Origin of the sequence: Alicyclobacillus acidiphilus NBRC 100859 (assembly GCF_001544355.1) — a bacterium.
In the GTDB taxonomy this organism is placed as follows: Bacteria; Bacillota; Bacilli; order Alicyclobacillales; family Alicyclobacillaceae; genus Alicyclobacillus; species Alicyclobacillus acidiphilus.
In genome coordinates this window covers 1-17,638 of record NZ_BCQI01000019.1, presented here as the reverse complement: position 1 = coordinate 17,638, position 17,638 = coordinate 1, and the positions used below count along the sequence as shown (strand labels likewise).

Below are 17,638 nucleotides of genomic sequence, written 5' to 3'. Positions count from 1 at the left end.
TCTTCAAGGCGCATTCAATGCAGGATCTGTACCATAGACGACAAGTGCCTTGCCGCCTCTTCGTGATCTCAACAATCTATTTCGGCAGTTGCACGTTCGCAGCGGTCGTTTTTGAAGGAGATAGAAAACATGTGGAAACCAATTTCAGCATTGATTGCAACCTTTTTATCGTTGTTTGGACACGCCCCTGCAGCAGCAACACACGCAAACATACACCCAGTGACTCCAGGAACCAACAAGGCATATAAGGTTGTCGCGATCGGAGGATCGGCTGCCCTAGGCTGGGATGACGCAAAGAGCGAAGGCGGCTATCTGGCGCGCGCATTTCGAGAAGTGAACGCCAAGGAGAACACGGACTACCATTTTGTGAACGAGTCACATGAAGCGTTTGGGCCCATTCAATATACCTCCAGGATGAGCAGCCTGTTAAAGACAAACAAACCGAATATGGTCGTCATTTCTTTCGGTATGCTAAATGATTCTTACAAGAAGACCCCCATCACGCAGATCAAAAAATCTGTGTACAAAGAAATTGCCATGTCGCTCAATCACTGTGCATCGGTTGTGATTGTGACACCGGCATCCACATACGCGTCTTACACCTACAACAAGACACAAGTATGGCAATATATCGACGCTGAACTCGCAGTGGCTAAATCCTTCCACAATCCCAATATTCACATCATCGATCTCTTGACACAGGAAGACAACTACATCGCAAGTCACGGCGGAAACATTAAAGCTTACGAAGCGGATAGTTGGCATCCCAACGCGGCGGGGCACGCATTGGCCGGGAACTTGCTTGCCCAGGATATGGAAAACATGTTTTTCTAAAGGCGAAAATAGGCATTCGTACAGGAACACGGACAGATATCCACATATGGTGTAGGCATCTAAACTGTATGGAGGCTGTTGCCCGTGACCTACACGAAAGAAACCATCCGTCACTATGTCGGTAAATATGTGCATTGTGAATCTGTGTACGGCGTTCATCGCGGCATCGTACACAGAGCGCTGCGGGATGGATTCATCCTTGTTCATCACACACAGGTGGCAAGCGGCGCTGACATGGATGATTCAGACATACAAATCGGGATTGATCACATCGATGGTAGGACGGACATTGTACACACACAATTTCTTCCGTATCCAGGCCTGTTCATCCCATACGGGGGGCTATTTGGAATTCGTCCGATCCCGTTCATTATTTGAGCGAGAAAAACAGATCACTTGATGGAATGATCCACACCATGAAGTGATCTGTTTCTATCATGTTTTGCTGTGTTATTTCGGCCTATTGGCTTATTGCTCCAGCAGCTTTTTGAGCTGACCTGCCATGCCTGTCCAGCCATATTTTGCGCCTTCAACAGCCTGGGTTCCGCCGGTGATGCCCGTTTGATCAAGATGAAGCCGCACTATTCCGTCTCCGATTTCGTGTAGTGTCCAGGTGACTGTATGATGTTGTCCGGCGCTGACCCAGGTATACGATAGACGGTTGGGCTCGTCCACTTCGAGCACTTCGCCCTCTACGATTCCATCCCATCCGTGAACCGGTTGCGCTCGAAACTGGAACTTGTGACCGACCACCGGTTTAAAATCGTTGCTCCAGGCCCATTGGGCAATCTGGTTTGAATCGGTTAGTGCGGACCAAAGTCTTTCAATGGATGTTTTAAATTCAAAATCCAGGGATAGTGTTGAACTCACTCTGTTTCCTCCTCGTATCATTGGTTCAAACGCAGGTCATCCATCGTCCAGAGCTTGCGTATGAAGCTCCCCCTAAACGCCCAGTTTGGACACCATTTAGTGTCATGTTGATTATGGGTTGCCATGAGTGTCGTGTCAAGAATTGAACCAACATTAATAGGCGTCCTTGTCATACGAAGCGGATAAGGATTGCTCGGGCAAGACGATATTCATATCCTTCGCATATTGCTTCCCCCACTCATACATCAATTCCAAGATGGGCATCAATTTCTCTCCATATTCCGTCAACGTGTATTCAACCTTTGGCGGCACCTGCTGATATACTTTCCGGTTGATAATCCCGTCATTTTCCAGTTCTCGCAACTGAGCAGTCAACATTTTCGGTGTCACTTTGGGCAACAATCTTCTAAGCGAACTGAATCGCTGCGGACTGCTTAACCCAATGTGCCATAAAATGATCATCTTCCACTTTCCGCCAATCACAGACAACGTCAATTCTTTCTCGCAATTGAACTCATCAGGAATCAACCATCATCGCTCCAATCCATGGTTTCCATTTCGGTAGTATGTCACGAAAAAGTGCGTACTTAACAGAACAACCCATTCAGTATAGCATGGACGCTTGTCGAGCACATTCAACCCATTGGGGGCATGCTCCGAAAAACCCCCAAGCTTGCGCAACCTAGACGGTGAAGGAGAAGTGAACAACATGAAACTTCAGCTGGCATTGGACTTAGTCAACATTCCTGATGGAATCGAGCTTGTGAAAGAAGTTCAGGAGTATGTGGATATCGTAGAAATCGGCACGCCGATTGTCATTAATGAAGGGCTTCATGCAGTCAAGGCCATGAAGGACGCATTCCCTGCCCTCGAGGTCTTGGCTGATCTGAAAGTGATGGATGCTGGTGGATACGAAGTCATGAAGGCAGCCGAAGCCGGTGCAGACTACATCACCATCTTGGGTGTATCAGAAGATGCCACCATTCGTGGAGCGGTGGAAGAAGCCAGGAAACGAAACAAACAGATTCTCGTTGACATGATCGGTGTCAAGGATCTCGAAACGCGCGCCAAACAGGTCGACGCACTTGGAGTCGATTATATCTGCGTTCACACGGGGTACGATCTTCAGGCGGTCGGGCAGAATTCGTTTGAGGACCTGCGAACGATTAAGCGTGTGGTCAAGAATGCAAAGACCGCCGTTGCGGGTGGCATCAAGCTGAGTACCTTGCCGGAAGTGGTGAAAGCTGAACCTGATATCGTCATTGTTGGCGGCGGCATCACGGGAGAAGCCGATAAACGTTCGGTAGCACGTGAGATGAAGAAAATCATTGAACAGGGTTGACACGCGGATGAAGATCACAGATTGCGCAAGGGAAATGATCCAGGAACTGTCTCACGTCGTCGCCGCGATCGACGACGAGACAGCTGAACAATTCGTCGAGTACATCCTCCAAGCGAACAAGATCTTCGTCGCTGGCGCAGGCAGATCTGGGTTGATGGGCCGAGCATTTGCAATGCGTCTGATGCAAATGGGATTCGAAGCCTATGTGGTGGGAGAGACCGTCACACCGAACTTGGACAAGGGCGACCTATTGATTGTAGGAACAGGTTCAGGGGAGACCAAGACCTTACTCGTCATGGCAGAAAAGGCGAGAAACCTGAACGCGTCGATCGCAGTGGTGTCCATCTTCCCCGAATCGACCATTGGCCGACTATCCAATATCGCCGTCCAATTGCCCGCTCAGCCTAAGACGGGATCGGAGACTGGGTATCAATCCATTCAACCGATGGGCGCATTGTTTGAGCAGAGCTTGATGCTCTTTTACGACGCATTGATATTGATGTTGATGAACAGGCAAGGAACCAACGCCTCCACCATGTTCAGCAGACACGCCAACCTCGAATAGCGAACGTCTCGTCCTCCTGTCCATCGACTCCGATGCAACAGGAGGATGAAACATTCCTCAGGCAAGGTGATACACGCGCGCCTCAAAGGGCCGAAATGTATCAGGCTGCGCCACTTCAGGATAATTTCCTATTAACAATTGAGCCTTGTCGAGAGCGATTTCCGCGATGGGGGCCAATCGCTTTTCGTAGAGGGAGAAATTCACAATGACGAGGATTCGTTCCGTACCCAATCTCCTCGTGTACACATACACATCCGCGTCCGAATAGGGTATTGTGGCAAAATCCCCGTAAACGATCACGCCGTACTGTTTTCTCAATCGAATCAGTGCTTGATAGTACCGGTAAATGGAGTCCGGCCTCTTCAAGTCCTCTTCCACGTTCACGGACGTGTAATTCGGGTTTACTTTGATCCACGGCGTTCCCGTTGAAAAACCGGCATTCAAAGCCGACGACCACTGCATTGGCGTCCTGGAATTGTCGCGTGACAGCTTCACCAACGACTCGAATACGTCCTTGGGATCGTGTCCTTTGCCAACCTCCTCGTAGTACTTGTTCTTCATGGCAACATCGTGATAGTCATCGATTGAATCGAAACGCACACCGGTCATCCCAATTTCCTCACCTTGGTATATATAAGGGACTCCAGGAAGCGTATGAATCATCGTGGCGAACGCTTTGGCCGACTCCGCACGGTACCGCGTGTCATCACCGTAACGAGTGACAAGACGTGTATGATCGTGGTTATTCAGGAATTGCGAGTTCCAGCCTCTTCCCTTCAGCGTTTCATACCAGTTCGTTTGAATAGTTTGAAAGCGCCTCAAATCCCATGTTGGCATTTCGTCGAGCACTTGAAAGTGAAAGATCGTATTCAACTCGCGTCGACGCTCATCCACATAGAGCAGACCCTGTTCAGGTGTGGTAAACCCTGCTTCACCAACGGTAAAGATGTCGTACTTCGAAAAAACTTCTTCATTCATCTCGCGCAGATAATCGTGAAGCTTGGGATTGTTCGTGAGGTAGCTCAGATTCTCCGGTTCGTCGGAGTCTGGAAAGTTCTCTTGTTTTGCGAGAAGCGCGATCGCGTCAAGGCGAAATCCATCCACCCCTTTATCGAGCCAGAAACGCAACATACGATACATCTCTTGCCGAAGCTCCGGATTGTCCCAATTGAGATCTGGCTGTTGCACCGCAAACGAGTGAAAATAGTACTGTTCTGTCGCCTCGTCGAATTCCCACGCAGACGGCGTGAAATACGAGCGCCAATTATTTGGCTTGTCACGCCAGATATAATAATCGCGGTATTTGCTTTGTTTTGACGAACGAGCGTCGATAAACCATGGATGTTGATCCGATGTATGGTTGAGAACGACGTCCATCATCAACTTCATCCCGCGTCGATGCGTTTCTCGAATCAGTCGTTCAAGCGTATTCATATCGCCTGCTTTTTCCATCACCGAGTAATAGTCTGATATGTCATACCCATTATCGACATCCGGAGACTCATAGCAGGGATTCAACCATATGACACCCGCCCCTAAATCCTGGATATAATCAAGCTTCTGAATGACACCCTCCAAATCTCCATAACCATCGCCGTCGCTGTCAAAGAAACTGCGCCAATAGACTTGGTACACCACGGTTTCTTTCCACCATGTACGATTCACAAACAAGAATCCCCTTTGCATACGTTTCACGGCCAAAAAGAAAAAACAATACACCATGTCGGCGTACTGTCTTTTCTGTTGTGGAAGCTGTTACTTGATACCGCTCGTCGCCATACCCTGCACGAATTGGCGCTGGAAAATGAAGAAGATGATGATCATCGGTATCGTAAGCAACAGAACGCCTGCCAAAATGTTGTTCCAATAGCCATTGTACTGACCGTATAGTGAGTTTAATCCGACAGGCAAGGTATAGACGTTCGGTGAACCTGTCGTGAGCAGCGAAGGCCACATCAACGAGTTCCAGTTGCCTTGGAACGTGAAGATGATCTGCGTTGCCATGAGCGGCCGCGCCATCGGCAGGAAAATCTTCAGGAAAATCCCCCACGTGCCCAAACCATCGACGCGAGCCGCTTCTTCAAGTTCCTTTGGCATACCCAAGAAGAATTGGCGTGCCAAAAAGATCATGAAAGGACTCATCAAAAAGGGAATGGTCAGCCCTGAGTAATTGCCAATCCACCCGAGGTGCCCCAGAAGCATATACATCGGAACCATGATGACTTGACCAGGAATCATCATCACGGCAAGGAAGACCAAAAACAAGGGGCCCTTCCCAGGCAACTTCAAGCGCGCGAACGCATATCCAGCCAGCGTGTTGACGATGAGATTACCAACTGTCACGATGATAGCTACAATAATACTGTTCAGCAGCCATTGCACAAATGCGACCTGTGGTGAAGTAAACAAGTATTTGTAACTGCCGAAGCTTAAATCCTTTAAAGGCACCCACGTATGATAAACCATACTGGTCGGTTTGAACGACGTATAAATGGACCATAGAAAAGGTACCAAAGCGATCAAGGAATATCCGATGGCAACCACATAAAATGCGGGAGATATTCGTTTCTGCATGACCGTACCTCCTTACGCTTCTTCTCTTTCGAAAATGAGTTTTTGAATCAGCGTTAGAATCAAAATGATGATGAACAGAGCGATTCCGATCGCGGAAGCGTAGCCCATATTCCCCGACGTTGCTTGGTTGTATAGATCGAGCACGACGGACAAGGTCGAATTGAGCGGACCGCCAGTTCCACCTGAAATGACGTACATTTGATCGAACACTTGGAAACAGCCAATTAGCGACAACACGACATTCAAGAACGTGGTTCTCCGCAGAAGCGGCAACGTGATGTGACGCAACAGCTTCCAGCCCGTGGCGCCGTCAAGCGCTGCAGCTTCGTACACTTCGTCTGACAGGTCTTGTATACCAGCCAGATATATAATCATAAATTGACCGACACTGGACCAAACAGCCAATGCAATAATCGCTGGCAGGGCAAACGTAGGACTGTTGAAGTAATTTGGACCATGAATTCCAAACAATTTAAGGAAACTGTTCAATAATCCTTGAGGTTCAAAGATAAACATAAACATCAGACTCGTCGCGACGGTGGACGTAACGGTTGGTAAATAATAAACGACTCGAAAAAAGGTCTTTCCTTTGATGCTGTTGACAATCAAGGCTAAAAACAAAGCGATGGCTGTTTGGACAGGGACAACGACGACAGCATAAATCGATGTATTTAACAACGCCCGTCCAAACATCGGATCGTGAAACAAATGAACGAAATTCTCAAGTCCGATAAATTGCTTTTGACTCACATTCAACGAATTGTAGCGAAAAAAGCTCACATATATCGCGTAAAAAATGGGGCCAACCAGAAAGACACACAAAGCGACAACAGCTGGCAGCAGAAACATGTACCCAACCATCGCTTGCTCCAGTTTGCTCTTTTTCCATGCAGATAGTTTCACCTGCTTGTCCTCCTTCGCTCGAAGCAAATCCTCCCTTTTAAGCAGTTTGAACCCCACCAAGCGGGGGGTTCAAACCGTTTATGCTTAGGGTGCTTATTGTTGCGATTGACTTTCGAACGTGCTTTGAGCCTGGCTGAGAACCTTCGCTGGGCTCAGGTTCTTCAACACGCCAGCCTGCGTTGCGTTGTTGATGGCGGTCACAAAGTTGCTTCCCTGTGGACCGAACTGATAAGCCGTCCCTGTCTTCGTACCATCAACAAATGCTTTGTACGAAGGATTCGCCTTCAGGAAGTCCGCCTGATCCGGGATGTAGGACGGAATCGCAAGTCCGGAAGCCGCAGTCATCTTTTCAGCTTGTGCGCCCGTCAAGAAGAACAGGAGCTTCGCAGCTTCAGTTGGGTTCTTCGTTTGCGCGTTCATCTCATACGCAACGGTATAGACCATGTTGTTTGCCTTCCCGTTCTGTGTGGGGAAGTCGGTGATGGTAAACTTCATCTTCGGTGCGGTCGATTGCATGGATGGAAGCAACCATGCGCCTTCCGCAACCATCGCGACCTTGCCTTGCGCGAATGGGATACCAGCCCATGACCCGCCAAGGTCGGTCGGATTTACAATGTAGCCCTTTTTCATGTTGTTAATGAAGAAACTAAGCCCCGCAATGTTCTTCGGATTGGTAAAGGTAACCTTGTTTGTGGAAGCGTTGTAATAACTTCCGCCGCCATTTAGGATGAACGGATAATACCGCGCGACGTCAATGGGCATCGAAAGCGGCGCAATACCCTTCGCCTTCAATTTCGCAGCATCTTTCTCAAACTCTTCCCAGGTCTTAGGCGGTGTCGTGATGCCTGCCTTCTTGAGCAGAGTCATGTTGGACTCAAGCGCCAAGGAGTTTTCATCCTTTGGAATACCGTACTGCTTACCTTGCCATTGGAAACCCTTCATCAAGGACTGCGTGTAATCGCTTGTCTTGATGCCGTCGGCCTTGATGTACGAATCAAGCGGAGCGACAGCGCCAGAGGCCTCCAATTGTTGAGCGATAGAGGAGTCAACATAGAAAATATCTGGCGCTTTATGAGCCGGGAATTCTGTTTGCAGATCTTGCAGTTCATTCCCATTGAAAGGAATAACCGTCACATGCACGTTTGGATTCAGTTTTTCAAACGCTTTCACCTGCTTGTTCACCAAGGCGGTTTCAGCAGGGCCCGAAGACGCGATCCCAACGGAAAGGTCTACAGGTGCGACGCTGGCCGCCGCTTGGTTTGACGGCGCAGATGGGGTTGAGTTGGAATTCTGGGAACTGGTGCCGCACCCCGCGATAATACCAGCTGCCATGACAATTGAGGCACCTACAGTAGCGATTTGATACTTTTTCATCGTTTTTCCCCCTAAGGAAATGATTTTAGAACCCCAGCCGAAGAGCTTTGCCTGTCGTGTTTCTGCTTACGTGTACAGCGGTATCTCCCGAGGTCGTGCGACTCAGAGATACATCTAAATAACCATCGCCAACACGAACATCAGTAACCGTCAGTCTGTCTATCCCTGTCGGCAGGATGGGGTTCAAACGGATCCAAGTGTCATTCATGGGTGGTTCAAGGCCTAAAATGGATTGCAGAACCATTGCTGGCGTTGCCGCCGCCCATGCTTGCGGAGAACAGGATACTGGATATGGCAATGGTTCATTGACCTCATCTGCTCCGAACCCTGAAAACAGTTCGGGCAATCGCATGTGCGCGAATCCATGAGCGGCCAAAAGCAACGCCTGGCTTATTTTTTCGACGCCATCCGTGAAACCATACAAATTCATTCCAGCGATAATCATCGAATTGTCATGCGGCCAAATTGAGCCATTATGGTAACTCAACGGATTATAGGCTTTCTCATCAGAAGACAGAGTCCGAATGCCAAATCCATTGAACATGTCTTCACGCAAGAGACGATCCTTCAAACGCGCTGCGAGATGATCAGGTAAGATCCCACTCCAAAGCACTTGCCCCATGTTCGACGAGTGACTGGCGACTTTGTTCTTGTTTCCATCAAGAGCCAACGCCACGGAAGACTCTTCGTCGATCCAAAACGATTTGATGAAATCGTCTCGCAGCCGCTTTGCTTTCGCTTCGAATGCATGGGCCTTTTCAACATCTCCAAAAGCTTCGTAGACTTGTGCCCAACGGTGATAAGCGCGATACGTGTAACCCTGAACTTCGCAAAGCGCAATCGGCGCCTGTGCTAAGGAGCCGTCTTTGTGGACAACCGAATCGCCGGAATCCTTCCAACCTTGGTTGGCGATTCCCTTGCTGGCCTCTTGAAAATATTCGACGAACCCATCACCGTCGCGATCGCCATAGTTCTCGATCCAATCAAAAGCCCTGTCGACGTTCGGAAGCAGCTGCTGAACAAACGACGTATCGCGGGTCCATGCATAGTAATCCGCAGCCAAATTCAGGAATAGAGCCGTCGCATCAATCGTTCCATAGTATGGGCCGAACGGGACTTCACCTGTTCTGGTTAATTCGCCTGCTCTCAATTCGTGCATGATTTTCCCAGGCTGCTCATCCCGTGTGGGATCGACCTTTGTCCCTTGATAAGCCGCCATGGTCGCCAATGTACCCTTCGCCGCCTTGGTGTTGACGAGCAGCAACTGAAGTGAGGTGATGAGACTGTCTCTGCCAAATGGAACGGCGAACCAAGGCACACCCGCAACAGGAAACTGTCCATAGCCAATGTCGGTCAATAGCATTCGAACGTCCAGCAGTCCCCGGTCGTACCAGGCTTTGAAGTCCGGATCTCCCTCGACTTTGGGCGCTTCGGACAGCCATTCGGCATAGCTTCCGAGGATAGAGACCCGAGCGTTTTCAAACTGACTTTCCAAAACGTTTTCGGAAAGGACAGCAAGAGTCCCTGTACCTCCGATGTTCGGTTCGACGACAAAAACCCATCGAACTTGCCCTTGAGCCGGCAGGCGGACGCTTCCCACGAGAGACCTATCGGACACGCTCACAGCGACGCTGTCACCAAGCGCAAAGATCCGTGCCACCGTTTCACTTGTCACTCCGTCGTTTGCAGTGTGCCGGAATCGCAACCACGAGTCACCGTGCTCGACCATCGTGGTTCCCGGCTCTTGCCCTCGAGAAAATCCTCGAACTTCAAACATGTCTCGAAAGTCCGCATCAAGTTTGTACAACACGTCGAAGTGAACATCGGTTTGCGCGTAATTGTCGACAACGCATTCTTCATACATGCGCGCTCCATCTACGAACTGCCTTCGACGGATGCGCAGCGATTCGCGAAGAACCTTGAGATCGCCATCCTCGATGACTTCCTTGTTGGTGTACTCATAGACTGATTCATAGTTCCCAGAATCATCCGCTTTGAGCTCGATCAGCATATTCGGATGAACCTGAAATTCGAGTTGAGAAAGCACTCGCGTATCTTTTGTATAAAGCCCATAGCCGAAAGGGTTTTCCAGCGGAACATTCCCTTTCTCCGAGAGATAAAACAGATCGTTCTCTTTAATTACGTTAAATTCCATGTCTATGCGGCACCTTTCGAAAACGTTTTGGGAAAAATCACAGGGAGCTGAAACGTAGATGCCCCAAGCCGTTCCCCTAAGTAGTTCCGCGAATCACAATGTCAGGAGGTAAGACACGTCCTTGAGCCATATCGCCTTCCAACATGGCGACAAGGGAATTCGCAGCGGTTACCCCCATCTCGTAACGCCTTTGATGAATCGTCGTCAATCCCGGCGTAACATACTCGGACAGTTCGATGTTGTCAAACCCAACAATCGAAACATCGCCAGGCACTTTGATCCCCTGCTGCTGGGCCCAGCGCAGGGCGCCAATAGCCATGAGATCGCTGGCAAAAAAGACAGCGGTCAAATCAGGATTCGCAGACAGCAGAGCCTCCAGCCCGGCTGCGCCGCTCTCAACCGAGAAATCGCCTTCGTAGACAAGCGATGGCTCAAACGGAAGACCACATTTCTCCAATGCGTCTTTATAGCCCCGAAGACGTTGGCGGCTCACTTCCGCCTCCTTGTGCCCATTCACAAATCCGATATTGCGGTGTCCACGGCTGGTCAAATGCTGAATGGCTAGTTCACAACCGTGAATATTGTCAGTCATGACATACCCGCAATGCTTGCTTAACAAAGGAATGTCGATGACTACGCTCGGCAAAGGAGACTCCGTCACCTCGTGCACATACGGATCGTCGAGTCGGATACCCATGACGATCACGCCATCGAACCGTCTTTCTGTGCAGAAATCCAAATAGGAAAGCAAGCGTTGTTTCGCTGTCGTCGTGTTGGCGAAAATCAAATCATACCCGTTCTTCGCCAGGGCATCGTGCAATCCGCGCAACACTTCAAACGTAAAGTGATGCCCAGACTTGTCGCTCATCATCTCGGAGATAAGAAGACCGATGGTTTTTGTCCGCTTCATGACCAGACTGCGGGCGACAGCGCTCGGCCTGTAGTTTAACTCCTCTGCAACCTTTTGCACTTTGCGTCGGGTTTCTTCACCGACGTCCGAGTACCCGTTCAACGCTCTTGAAACAGTCGTAACAGACACACCGGCGACTTCCGCAACATCTTTTATCGTAGTTGGGATTAGAATCACTTCCCCCACTTGAAAGCCCATTCACAGAAGTGAGTCTAAACCAAAACGTTTTGGTTTGCAACTACGATGACAAATTCATGCGAAAACATTTTTGGTGTCTATGTAAGGTGTTTCATACCATCCATTCATGGTGAGACAAAGACAACTTTCGCACGCAGCAATCACGCAACAATCAGGAAATTAGGTCGGACACGTTCAAGAGTGGATCCAGGCGATCCTGCCGACCAAGCAAACGAGTGGAGTCCGATAGGGTTGCGTCCACCATGGGGAGGTGAAGAACACCTCGCTCGTGATGGCCTCCCTTCTAGCGATGAAGCAGATGATTACGCGGGAAGGCAGTGTTCGCAATACCCATACACTTCAAATCGATGATTCATCACTTTGAAATTTTGGATTTTATCACCAATTCCATCCATTGGACACTCATTCAGAGGAATCGTAGCTCCACATTGGAGGCAAACCAAGTGATGATGGTGTTCTTCATGGCATTTCAGCCGATATTTTGCAGCGTCATCGCTGAATTCCATGTGTTCTATGATTCCATGCTCCAGCAATGTTGTTAACGTTCGATAGATGGTGTCGAAGCTAACGCTCGGAAACTTCTCTTTTACATATTCATGCACTGCCTTCGCAGACAGATACCTATCCTTGTTTCGCACAAAAAAATCCACCGTCTCCTGGCGCTTCCCTGTAAACTTCAGACCTTCATCTTTCAATTTTCGCAATATCGCATCTGTTGTCAGCTCCACAATTCTGTCTCCCTTCTTCGGTGCGAATTGAATCCTGAATGATACGGTCTTGAGGCCGCACTGCCCAAGATGGTTGCTCCCATGTCATTATGTCGCAGTTTTTCGTCGTTGACAATTTTACTACGTCTGGCGTGGATGGAAGCCCATTTGTCAATTTTCTTGAAATCGAGCGACTGTATTTCTCGCCCACCGTGGAAGACACGGAATCGTCGGGATCGTAGCCGGTGTATCCCACATCGCCTCCGCATATCGTAATTGTTCCTATTTACAAACCGTAATCATGCCGATATACTGTGATAGGAATTCGAGAATACAATCGATAGGGGAGTTGGGGAGTTTGAAAAACGGCGCAAAATTCGCAGCCTTGGCTGGCGGAACGCTCGGATTGGCAGTGGCAGGTATTGCAGGCTGTGGTACAGGATCGGAAACAACCGCATCCAGTCAAAACGGTGCTGCTTCCGTGACTGTCAGTTCTCCTATTCAAGTGGTTGCAGCGGAAAATGAGTACGGAAACGTCATCTCTCAAATCGGCGGCAAATACGTTCACGTAACTTCCATCATGAGCGATCCAAATACGGACCCGCATACATACGAAGCGAGTCCACAAACGGCGAAAGCCATTGCCTCAGCGCAACTGGTGGTCCAGAACGGCGTTGGCTATGACGATTTTATGGGTAAATTAGAATCCGCGTCGCCGAATGCGAAACGCAAGGTGATTGACGTCCAGACCGTGCTCGGGTTGCCGAATAATACGCCCAATCCTCACCTGTGGTATAAACCGACCACGATGCCGCAGGTTGCAAAGGCAATCGTGAAAGATTTGTCCGCGCTTGACCCTGCACAGGCATCGTATTTTACTAAGAATGAAAAGACGTTCGATCAATCGCTGCAGCCGTGGTACAAGGAATTGGCTCTCGTCAAAAAGGAATTCCCGAATGCGCCGGTTGCGACCACCGAACCTGTCGCCGACTACATGCTTCAAGCAGCAGGTACCAAAAATATGACGCCGTGGGCATTTCAGGCCGCAGTCATGAATGGGACGGATCCCGCCCCACAGGATGTCACCCTCCAGGAGAACCTGTTCAAGCAGCACAAGGTCAAGGTATTTTTGTACAATCAGCAAGTCGTGGACACCATGACAACATCTCTTCTGAATCTTGCGAAACAAAACCATATTCCTGTGGTAGGTGTGTACGAAACCATGCCTACAGGCTACACGTACCAATCGTGGATGTTGGATGAAGTCAAGGATCTTGAAAAAGCGTTGAAAAACCACGTGTCTACGGAGAGATTGTCTTGATGGAGATCACGCAACGAGGAAGTCACGGCGATGTGCTGACGTTAAAGGACGTTCACGTCCAGTTTCACAATCGACTCGTGCTCCAACATATTGAGTTCGCGATCCAACCTGGAGAATTTGTGGGCCTGATTGGCCCGAATGGAGCCGGCAAAACAACGCTGCTCAAAGTGATTCTTGGGCTGCTTACGCCCAATCGAGGATCTGTGACCGTCGACGGACTTCCTGTCAAACACGGCAACCCGCTCGTAGGGTACGTACCACAGAAGATCCATCTGGAACCAGACACGCCGCTTCGCGCGCGCGATTTAGTCGCACTGGGCCTCGATGGCCATCGTTGGGGGATCCCGCTTCCATCGCGATCGCGCCGGGAGAAAGTGGACGAAGTGTTGAGGGCGGTCGACGCCCTCGACTTCGCCGACGCTCCGGTTGGAAGGCTCTCTGGGGGCGAACAACAACGGCTTCTGATTGCGCAAGCTCTCCTGACCCAGCCCAAACTCCTGCTGCTGGATGAACCGTTGTCGAATCTCGACATCCGGAGCGCGCATGAAGTGGTGCGTCTCGTGTCCAGCATCGCGCAGAACCAAGGCATCGCGGTCCTGCTCGTGGCCCACGATATGAATCCACTTCTGGGTGTCATGGACAAAATTGTTTATTTGGCCGCGGGAAACGCCGCCATCGGAACCGTTGACGAGGTGGTTCAGAACGAAGTCCTGAGTCGACTGTATGGATACGATGTCGAGGTGATTCGGGTCCGCGGTCGCATTCTGGTGGTTGGCGGCAACAACGAGGTTTCGACCGATTTGCTCCAACCGACACAACACCTCGATAGTATGGGCGGTGCGACAGATTGAAAAAGCTGCTCCATGTTCTCTTCGCTCCGGGTTTCTTTACAAACGCCTCGGTGGGGCATGCGGTTTTGGTGGGTGCTGTAGTAGCGATCATTTCAGGGGTTGTCGGAGTGTTCGTCGTGATCAGAGGCCAATCGTATCTCGGCCACGCGCTGGGGGATTTCGGCGCGACAGGAGCGTCCGCGACATTTCTCTTCGGATTAGCGACATTGTGGGGATTTCTTGGTGCCGGAGTGATCTCAGGCGCGGGAAGCGATGTTTTGGGCCACGGACATCGGCGGCGCGGGCGAGATGTGACCACGGGTGTGATCCACGCACTCGTTATGGGGATCGGCGCGCTGTTGCTGTATTTCGATACGACGATGACCAATGTGACGGGCGCTCCGGAGACGATTCTGTTCGGCTCTATTTTCGTTTTCGATCCGTCGCTTGTACCCGTGGTTGTCGTCCTCGGGGTGCTAACGCTTCTGTTTCTCCTCATTCTGTACCGCCCGCTCTTGCTCAGTTCTCTTGACGCGGACTTGGCCAAGGCGCGAGGCATTCCCGTGCGGTGGGTCAGTTTTTTCTTCATGTGCTGCATGGCCATGGCCGTCGCGCAATCTTCCTTGGTGATTGGCGCGCTGCTAAGCACCGCGTTGCTCATCGGACCAGCCGCAACAGCAGTTCGGTTAACGAAGCGCACCAGCTTGGCAATGGTTTGGTCGGCAACCATCGGGATCGCTGCGACATGGTTGGGCATCCTGCTCGCCTATGACAGTTACGATTGGCCGCCGGTCGGGCGCGGATGGCCGGTGAGCTTCTTTGTGACCAGTCTGATCCTCCTATTTTATCTGGTTTCTCGGTTTCGTTTGCGGCATCCATTGACGGTGGCACGGGAGACCCAAACAGAGTCCCGCAGAAAGGAGGCCATCCGGCATGAGTACAGTGTGGAACGCCATTCTTAGCCCAGGGATGTTCTCAGAAAGCTTTATGATCAACACTTGGATAAGCGGCACCATTGTCGCTGTGATCTCCGGGATTATCGGCTTTTTCGTCGTCTTGCGCGGATCGGCCTTCGTTGCGCACGCTCTGCCGAAAGGCGGATTTGCGGGTGCCGCAGGGGCCGCTTTGCTAGGCGTCAATACGGTGATTGGCCTAGCCCTGTTTTCCGTGGGTGGGGCGCTCAGCATCGGGTGGCTCAGCAGACGAGGCCGTCATGATGTAGTCACCGCACTTATCTTAACCTTTTTGCTTGGCACCGGTGATCTGTTCCTCAATTTGCACGATGTCTACGCGCCTGAAATCTATTCACTCCTCTTCGGCGAGGTCCTTGGCGTCAGCGGCGTGGAAATCGTCGACACAGCCGTGTTGGGCATTCTCTGCGTCGCGGCGTTGGTTATCCTCTACCGCCCCTTGATGCTGGCATCGGTGATGAGCGAGGGCGCCGAGGCAAGAGGCATTCGAGTGCGCCAAATCGAAATGTGCTTCCTCGTTATTGTGGGCCTCGCGACCGCGATCACGGTGCCGATCGTCGGCGCCTTACTGACCTTCAGTCTCATGATTGCGCCCGCCGCGGCGGCAAGCTATGTGACGCATCACCCCATGCGGGCTGTTGGCATGTCGGTTGCAATCGCCGTCGTAACCGTTTGGATTTCGATCCTCGTTTCCTATGATACGGGATTGCCCGTAGGCTTTTTCGTCGCTGCGATCGCCACTGCGGCCTATGGTCTGGCCCGAGGATGGCGGAATCTCCGAAGCAGAGGGCGATTGTCCGCACGTGATCGACAAAAGCTCAGCGAACAAACCTCGTAATCGAATCGATTTGCAAATCGTATTCGTTTCGACTTATCTTGCGTTTGCTCATTCTATCCATCAAAATGAATACCAGCCAATCATCGCTGGTTGACTTGTCACATCGGAGTCCACCGGCGTTCTTGGATCCTTTGTCCAGATGGAGGCGCAATCACTTGCCGGAAGCGAATCGATTTCCATCCCCAGCAACTTGGAGAGCCGAATTGAAACCAGTTGTAGAGACCATCCATCGCGCTATCGTCGGACGAGACGAAGGGATACGATTGGTCTTGACGGCCCTCCTGGCAGGCGGACATTGCCTGCTCGAAGATGTTCCAGGTGTTGGCAAGACCATGCTCGTAAAAGCAGTCGCAAGGGCTCTAGGCTGCAATTTTCAACGCATTCAATTTACACCGGATTTATTGCCGTCGGACATTACAGGATTCTCCATATTCGATCAGAGAGAGCAGATTTTCAAGTTCCGAAAGGGGCCTATATTTGGACAAGTCATTCTAGCGGATGAGATCAATCGGACATCCCCAAGGACGCAATCCGCATTGCTGCAAGCGCTGGATGAACATGCCATCACGGTGGATGGCGTGACATACGAGTTCGAAGAACCGTTTTTTGTGTTGGCCACAGAAAATCCGATTGAATTTAACGGAACGTACTCGCTTCCCGAGGCTCAATTAGACAGGTTTCTATTCAAGTTCAAGTTAGGCTATCCAACGAAGGATGAGGAACTTAAGATACTGCAGTCGAAACGTCGGACAAGTTACTTGGACCAAATTCATACCGAAATCGGCCCCGAAGCGATTCTTCGCTGGCGCGCAGATGTGGATGAGGTCATAGTGGATGAATCCATCGAACACTATATTGTCGACCTGGCCAGACGCACGAGAGAACACAGACATGTCTATCTTGGCGCAAGTCCACGCGCAAGCCTTGCGCTGTTGAACGCGTCGAAAGCGCTGGCATTTGTTTCGGATCGCGATTATGTCATACCGGACGATGTCAAGCATCTGACTCCATACGTGTTTGGACATCGCATCATGTTAACCGAAGACGCGAAACTCTCAGAAGTGACTGTCGAAGGGGTCATCGACGATATCCTGAGCTCGACCCCCGTTCCGTCGCCGAGGAGCGTCTTGACGTGACAGCGTTCAAGAGAACGGCCGCGGTTGCGGCGATGATTTTGATTCTACTGGGATTGTTTTGGTTTGCCAGCGAAGTTGGCGGCTATTTCGTTTGGTTTCTCTTTTACTTT

Annotated in this window: 18 protein-coding genes; 9 read left to right on the top strand and 9 right to left on the bottom strand. The window is 50.5% G+C overall.

All coding sequences use genetic code 11. The annotated features are described in order from the left end of the window. The first annotated feature begins 129 nt into the window (after positions 1–129). Both AAC01S_RS09305 and AAC01S_RS09300 read left to right on the top strand, forming a co-directional pair. Positions 130–834: an SGNH/GDSL hydrolase family protein gene (locus AAC01S_RS09305; protein WP_067621421.1), complete on the top strand. Its 705-nt coding sequence runs from the start codon at positions 130–132 to the stop codon at positions 832–834. An 84-nt stretch (positions 835–918) separates the two neighbouring features. After that, complete coding sequence (locus AAC01S_RS09300) at positions 919–1,212, top strand: hypothetical protein (RefSeq protein ID WP_067621420.1); 294 nt, start codon at positions 919–921, stop codon at positions 1,210–1,212. A 90-nt stretch (positions 1,213–1,302) separates the two neighbouring features. Here the strand turns inward: AAC01S_RS09300 and AAC01S_RS09295 are convergent, their stop codons facing one another. Both AAC01S_RS09295 and AAC01S_RS09290 read right to left on the bottom strand, forming a co-directional pair. Beyond that, positions 1,303–1,704, bottom strand: coding sequence for an SRPBCC family protein (locus tag AAC01S_RS09295; RefSeq protein WP_067621419.1), 402 nt, complete (start codon positions 1,702–1,704; stop codon positions 1,303–1,305). Between the two features lie 153 nt (positions 1,705–1,857). Then, the gene (locus AAC01S_RS09290; protein WP_067621418.1) at positions 1,858–2,232 is read right to left on the bottom strand and encodes a winged helix-turn-helix transcriptional regulator; all 375 of its coding nucleotides are present in this window, start codon (positions 2,230–2,232) and stop codon (positions 1,858–1,860) included. A 181-nt stretch (positions 2,233–2,413) separates the two neighbouring features. Between AAC01S_RS09290 and hxlA the strand changes: the two genes are divergently transcribed. Together hxlA and hxlB are read left to right on the top strand one after the other, a co-directional pair. After that, entirely contained in the window at positions 2,414–3,046 is a 633-nt protein-coding gene (gene hxlA, locus AAC01S_RS09285; protein WP_067621417.1) for a 3-hexulose-6-phosphate synthase, read from the top strand. 7 nt (positions 3,047–3,053) lie between these two features. After that, a complete protein-coding gene (gene hxlB / locus AAC01S_RS09280; RefSeq protein WP_067621416.1) occupies positions 3,054–3,611 on the top strand; it encodes a 6-phospho-3-hexuloisomerase in 558 nt (185 codons plus the stop codon). A gap of 57 nt (positions 3,612–3,668) precedes the next feature. Here hxlB and AAC01S_RS09275 read toward each other — a convergent pair whose 3' ends face one another. From AAC01S_RS09275 to AAC01S_RS09245, 7 genes are all read right to left on the bottom strand, one after another. Further along, positions 3,669–5,276, bottom strand: coding sequence for a glycoside hydrolase family 13 protein (locus AAC01S_RS09275; RefSeq protein WP_067621464.1), 1,608 nt, complete (start codon positions 5,274–5,276; stop codon positions 3,669–3,671). 90 nt (positions 5,277–5,366) lie between these two features. Beyond that, the gene (locus tag AAC01S_RS09270; RefSeq protein WP_067621415.1) at positions 5,367–6,185 is read right to left on the bottom strand and encodes a carbohydrate ABC transporter permease; all 819 of its coding nucleotides are present in this window, start codon (positions 6,183–6,185) and stop codon (positions 5,367–5,369) included. A 12-nt stretch (positions 6,186–6,197) separates the two neighbouring features. Beyond that, positions 6,198–7,088, bottom strand: coding sequence for a carbohydrate ABC transporter permease (locus tag AAC01S_RS09265; protein ID WP_245630146.1), 891 nt, complete (start codon positions 7,086–7,088; stop codon positions 6,198–6,200). A gap of 93 nt (positions 7,089–7,181) precedes the next feature. Continuing rightward, a complete protein-coding gene (locus AAC01S_RS09260; protein WP_067621414.1) occupies positions 7,182–8,462 on the bottom strand; it encodes an extracellular solute-binding protein in 1,281 nt (426 codons plus the stop codon). Positions 8,463–8,487: 25 nt separating this feature from the next. Continuing rightward, entirely contained in the window at positions 8,488–10,617 is a 2,130-nt protein-coding gene (locus AAC01S_RS09255; RefSeq protein ID WP_067621413.1) for an amylo-alpha-1,6-glucosidase, read from the bottom strand. 76 nt (positions 10,618–10,693) lie between these two features. After that, positions 10,694–11,725: a LacI family DNA-binding transcriptional regulator gene (locus AAC01S_RS09250; protein WP_067621412.1), complete on the bottom strand. Its 1,032-nt coding sequence runs from the start codon at positions 11,723–11,725 to the stop codon at positions 10,694–10,696. A gap of 302 nt (positions 11,726–12,027) precedes the next feature. Next, the gene (locus tag AAC01S_RS09245) at positions 12,028–12,453 is read right to left on the bottom strand and encodes a Fur family transcriptional regulator (protein ID WP_067621411.1); all 426 of its coding nucleotides are present in this window, start codon (positions 12,451–12,453) and stop codon (positions 12,028–12,030) included. A 337-nt stretch (positions 12,454–12,790) separates the two neighbouring features. On the opposite strand from AAC01S_RS09245, the gene AAC01S_RS09240 reads away from it, so the two are divergent. The 5 genes from AAC01S_RS09240 to AAC01S_RS09220 all read left to right on the top strand — a co-directional run bounded on the left by AAC01S_RS09240 (position 12,791) and on the right by AAC01S_RS09220 (position 17,528). Beyond that, positions 12,791–13,753, top strand: a complete 963-nt coding sequence (locus AAC01S_RS09240; protein ID WP_217997825.1) for a metal ABC transporter solute-binding protein, Zn/Mn family — start codon at positions 12,791–12,793, stop codon at positions 13,751–13,753. Next, positions 13,753–14,604 (top strand): metal ABC transporter ATP-binding protein, encoded by an 852-nt coding sequence (locus AAC01S_RS09235; RefSeq protein WP_067621410.1) that lies wholly within the window; start codon positions 13,753–13,755, stop codon positions 14,602–14,604. The genes AAC01S_RS09240 and AAC01S_RS09235 overlap by 1 nt, the downstream gene beginning before the upstream one ends. Before the next feature lie 50 nt (positions 14,605–14,654). After that, positions 14,655–15,545, top strand: coding sequence for a metal ABC transporter permease (locus AAC01S_RS09230; protein ID WP_306307174.1), 891 nt, complete (start codon positions 14,655–14,657; stop codon positions 15,543–15,545). Next, entirely contained in the window at positions 15,517–16,392 is an 876-nt protein-coding gene (locus AAC01S_RS09225) for a metal ABC transporter permease (RefSeq protein ID WP_217997822.1), read from the top strand. Before AAC01S_RS09230 ends, AAC01S_RS09225 begins: the two co-directional genes overlap by 29 nt. A 203-nt stretch (positions 16,393–16,595) precedes the next feature. Beyond that, entirely contained in the window at positions 16,596–17,528 is a 933-nt protein-coding gene (locus AAC01S_RS09220; RefSeq protein WP_245630144.1) for an AAA family ATPase, read from the top strand. Positions 17,529–17,638: the final 110 nt, after the last annotated feature.

Excerpts from the sequence above, each read along its gene's own strand:
- hxlA (WP_067621417.1), top strand. The coding sequence starts at position 2,414 with ATGAAACTTCAGCTGGCATTGGACTTAGTCAACATTCCTGATGGAATC.
- AAC01S_RS09255 (WP_067621413.1), bottom strand. The coding sequence starts at position 10,617 with ATGGAATTTAACGTAATTAAAGAGAACGATCTGTTTTATCTCTCGGAG.
- AAC01S_RS09250 (WP_067621412.1), bottom strand. The coding sequence starts at position 11,725 with ATGGGCTTTCAAGTGGGGGAAGTGATTCTAATCCCAACTACGATAAAA.
- AAC01S_RS09225 (WP_217997822.1), top strand. The coding sequence starts at position 15,517 with ATGAGTACAGTGTGGAACGCCATTCTTAGCCCAGGGATGTTCTCAGAA.
- AAC01S_RS09235 (WP_067621410.1), top strand. The coding sequence starts at position 13,753 with ATGGAGATCACGCAACGAGGAAGTCACGGCGATGTGCTGACGTTAAAG.
- AAC01S_RS09260 (WP_067621414.1), bottom strand. The coding sequence starts at position 8,462 with ATGAAAAAGTATCAAATCGCTACTGTAGGTGCCTCAATTGTCATGGCA.
- hxlB (WP_067621416.1), top strand. The coding sequence starts at position 3,054 with ATGAAGATCACAGATTGCGCAAGGGAAATGATCCAGGAACTGTCTCAC.
- AAC01S_RS09305 (WP_067621421.1), top strand. The coding sequence starts at position 130 with ATGTGGAAACCAATTTCAGCATTGATTGCAACCTTTTTATCGTTGTTT.
- AAC01S_RS09270 (WP_067621415.1), bottom strand. The coding sequence starts at position 6,185 with ATGCAGAAACGAATATCTCCCGCATTTTATGTGGTTGCCATCGGATAT.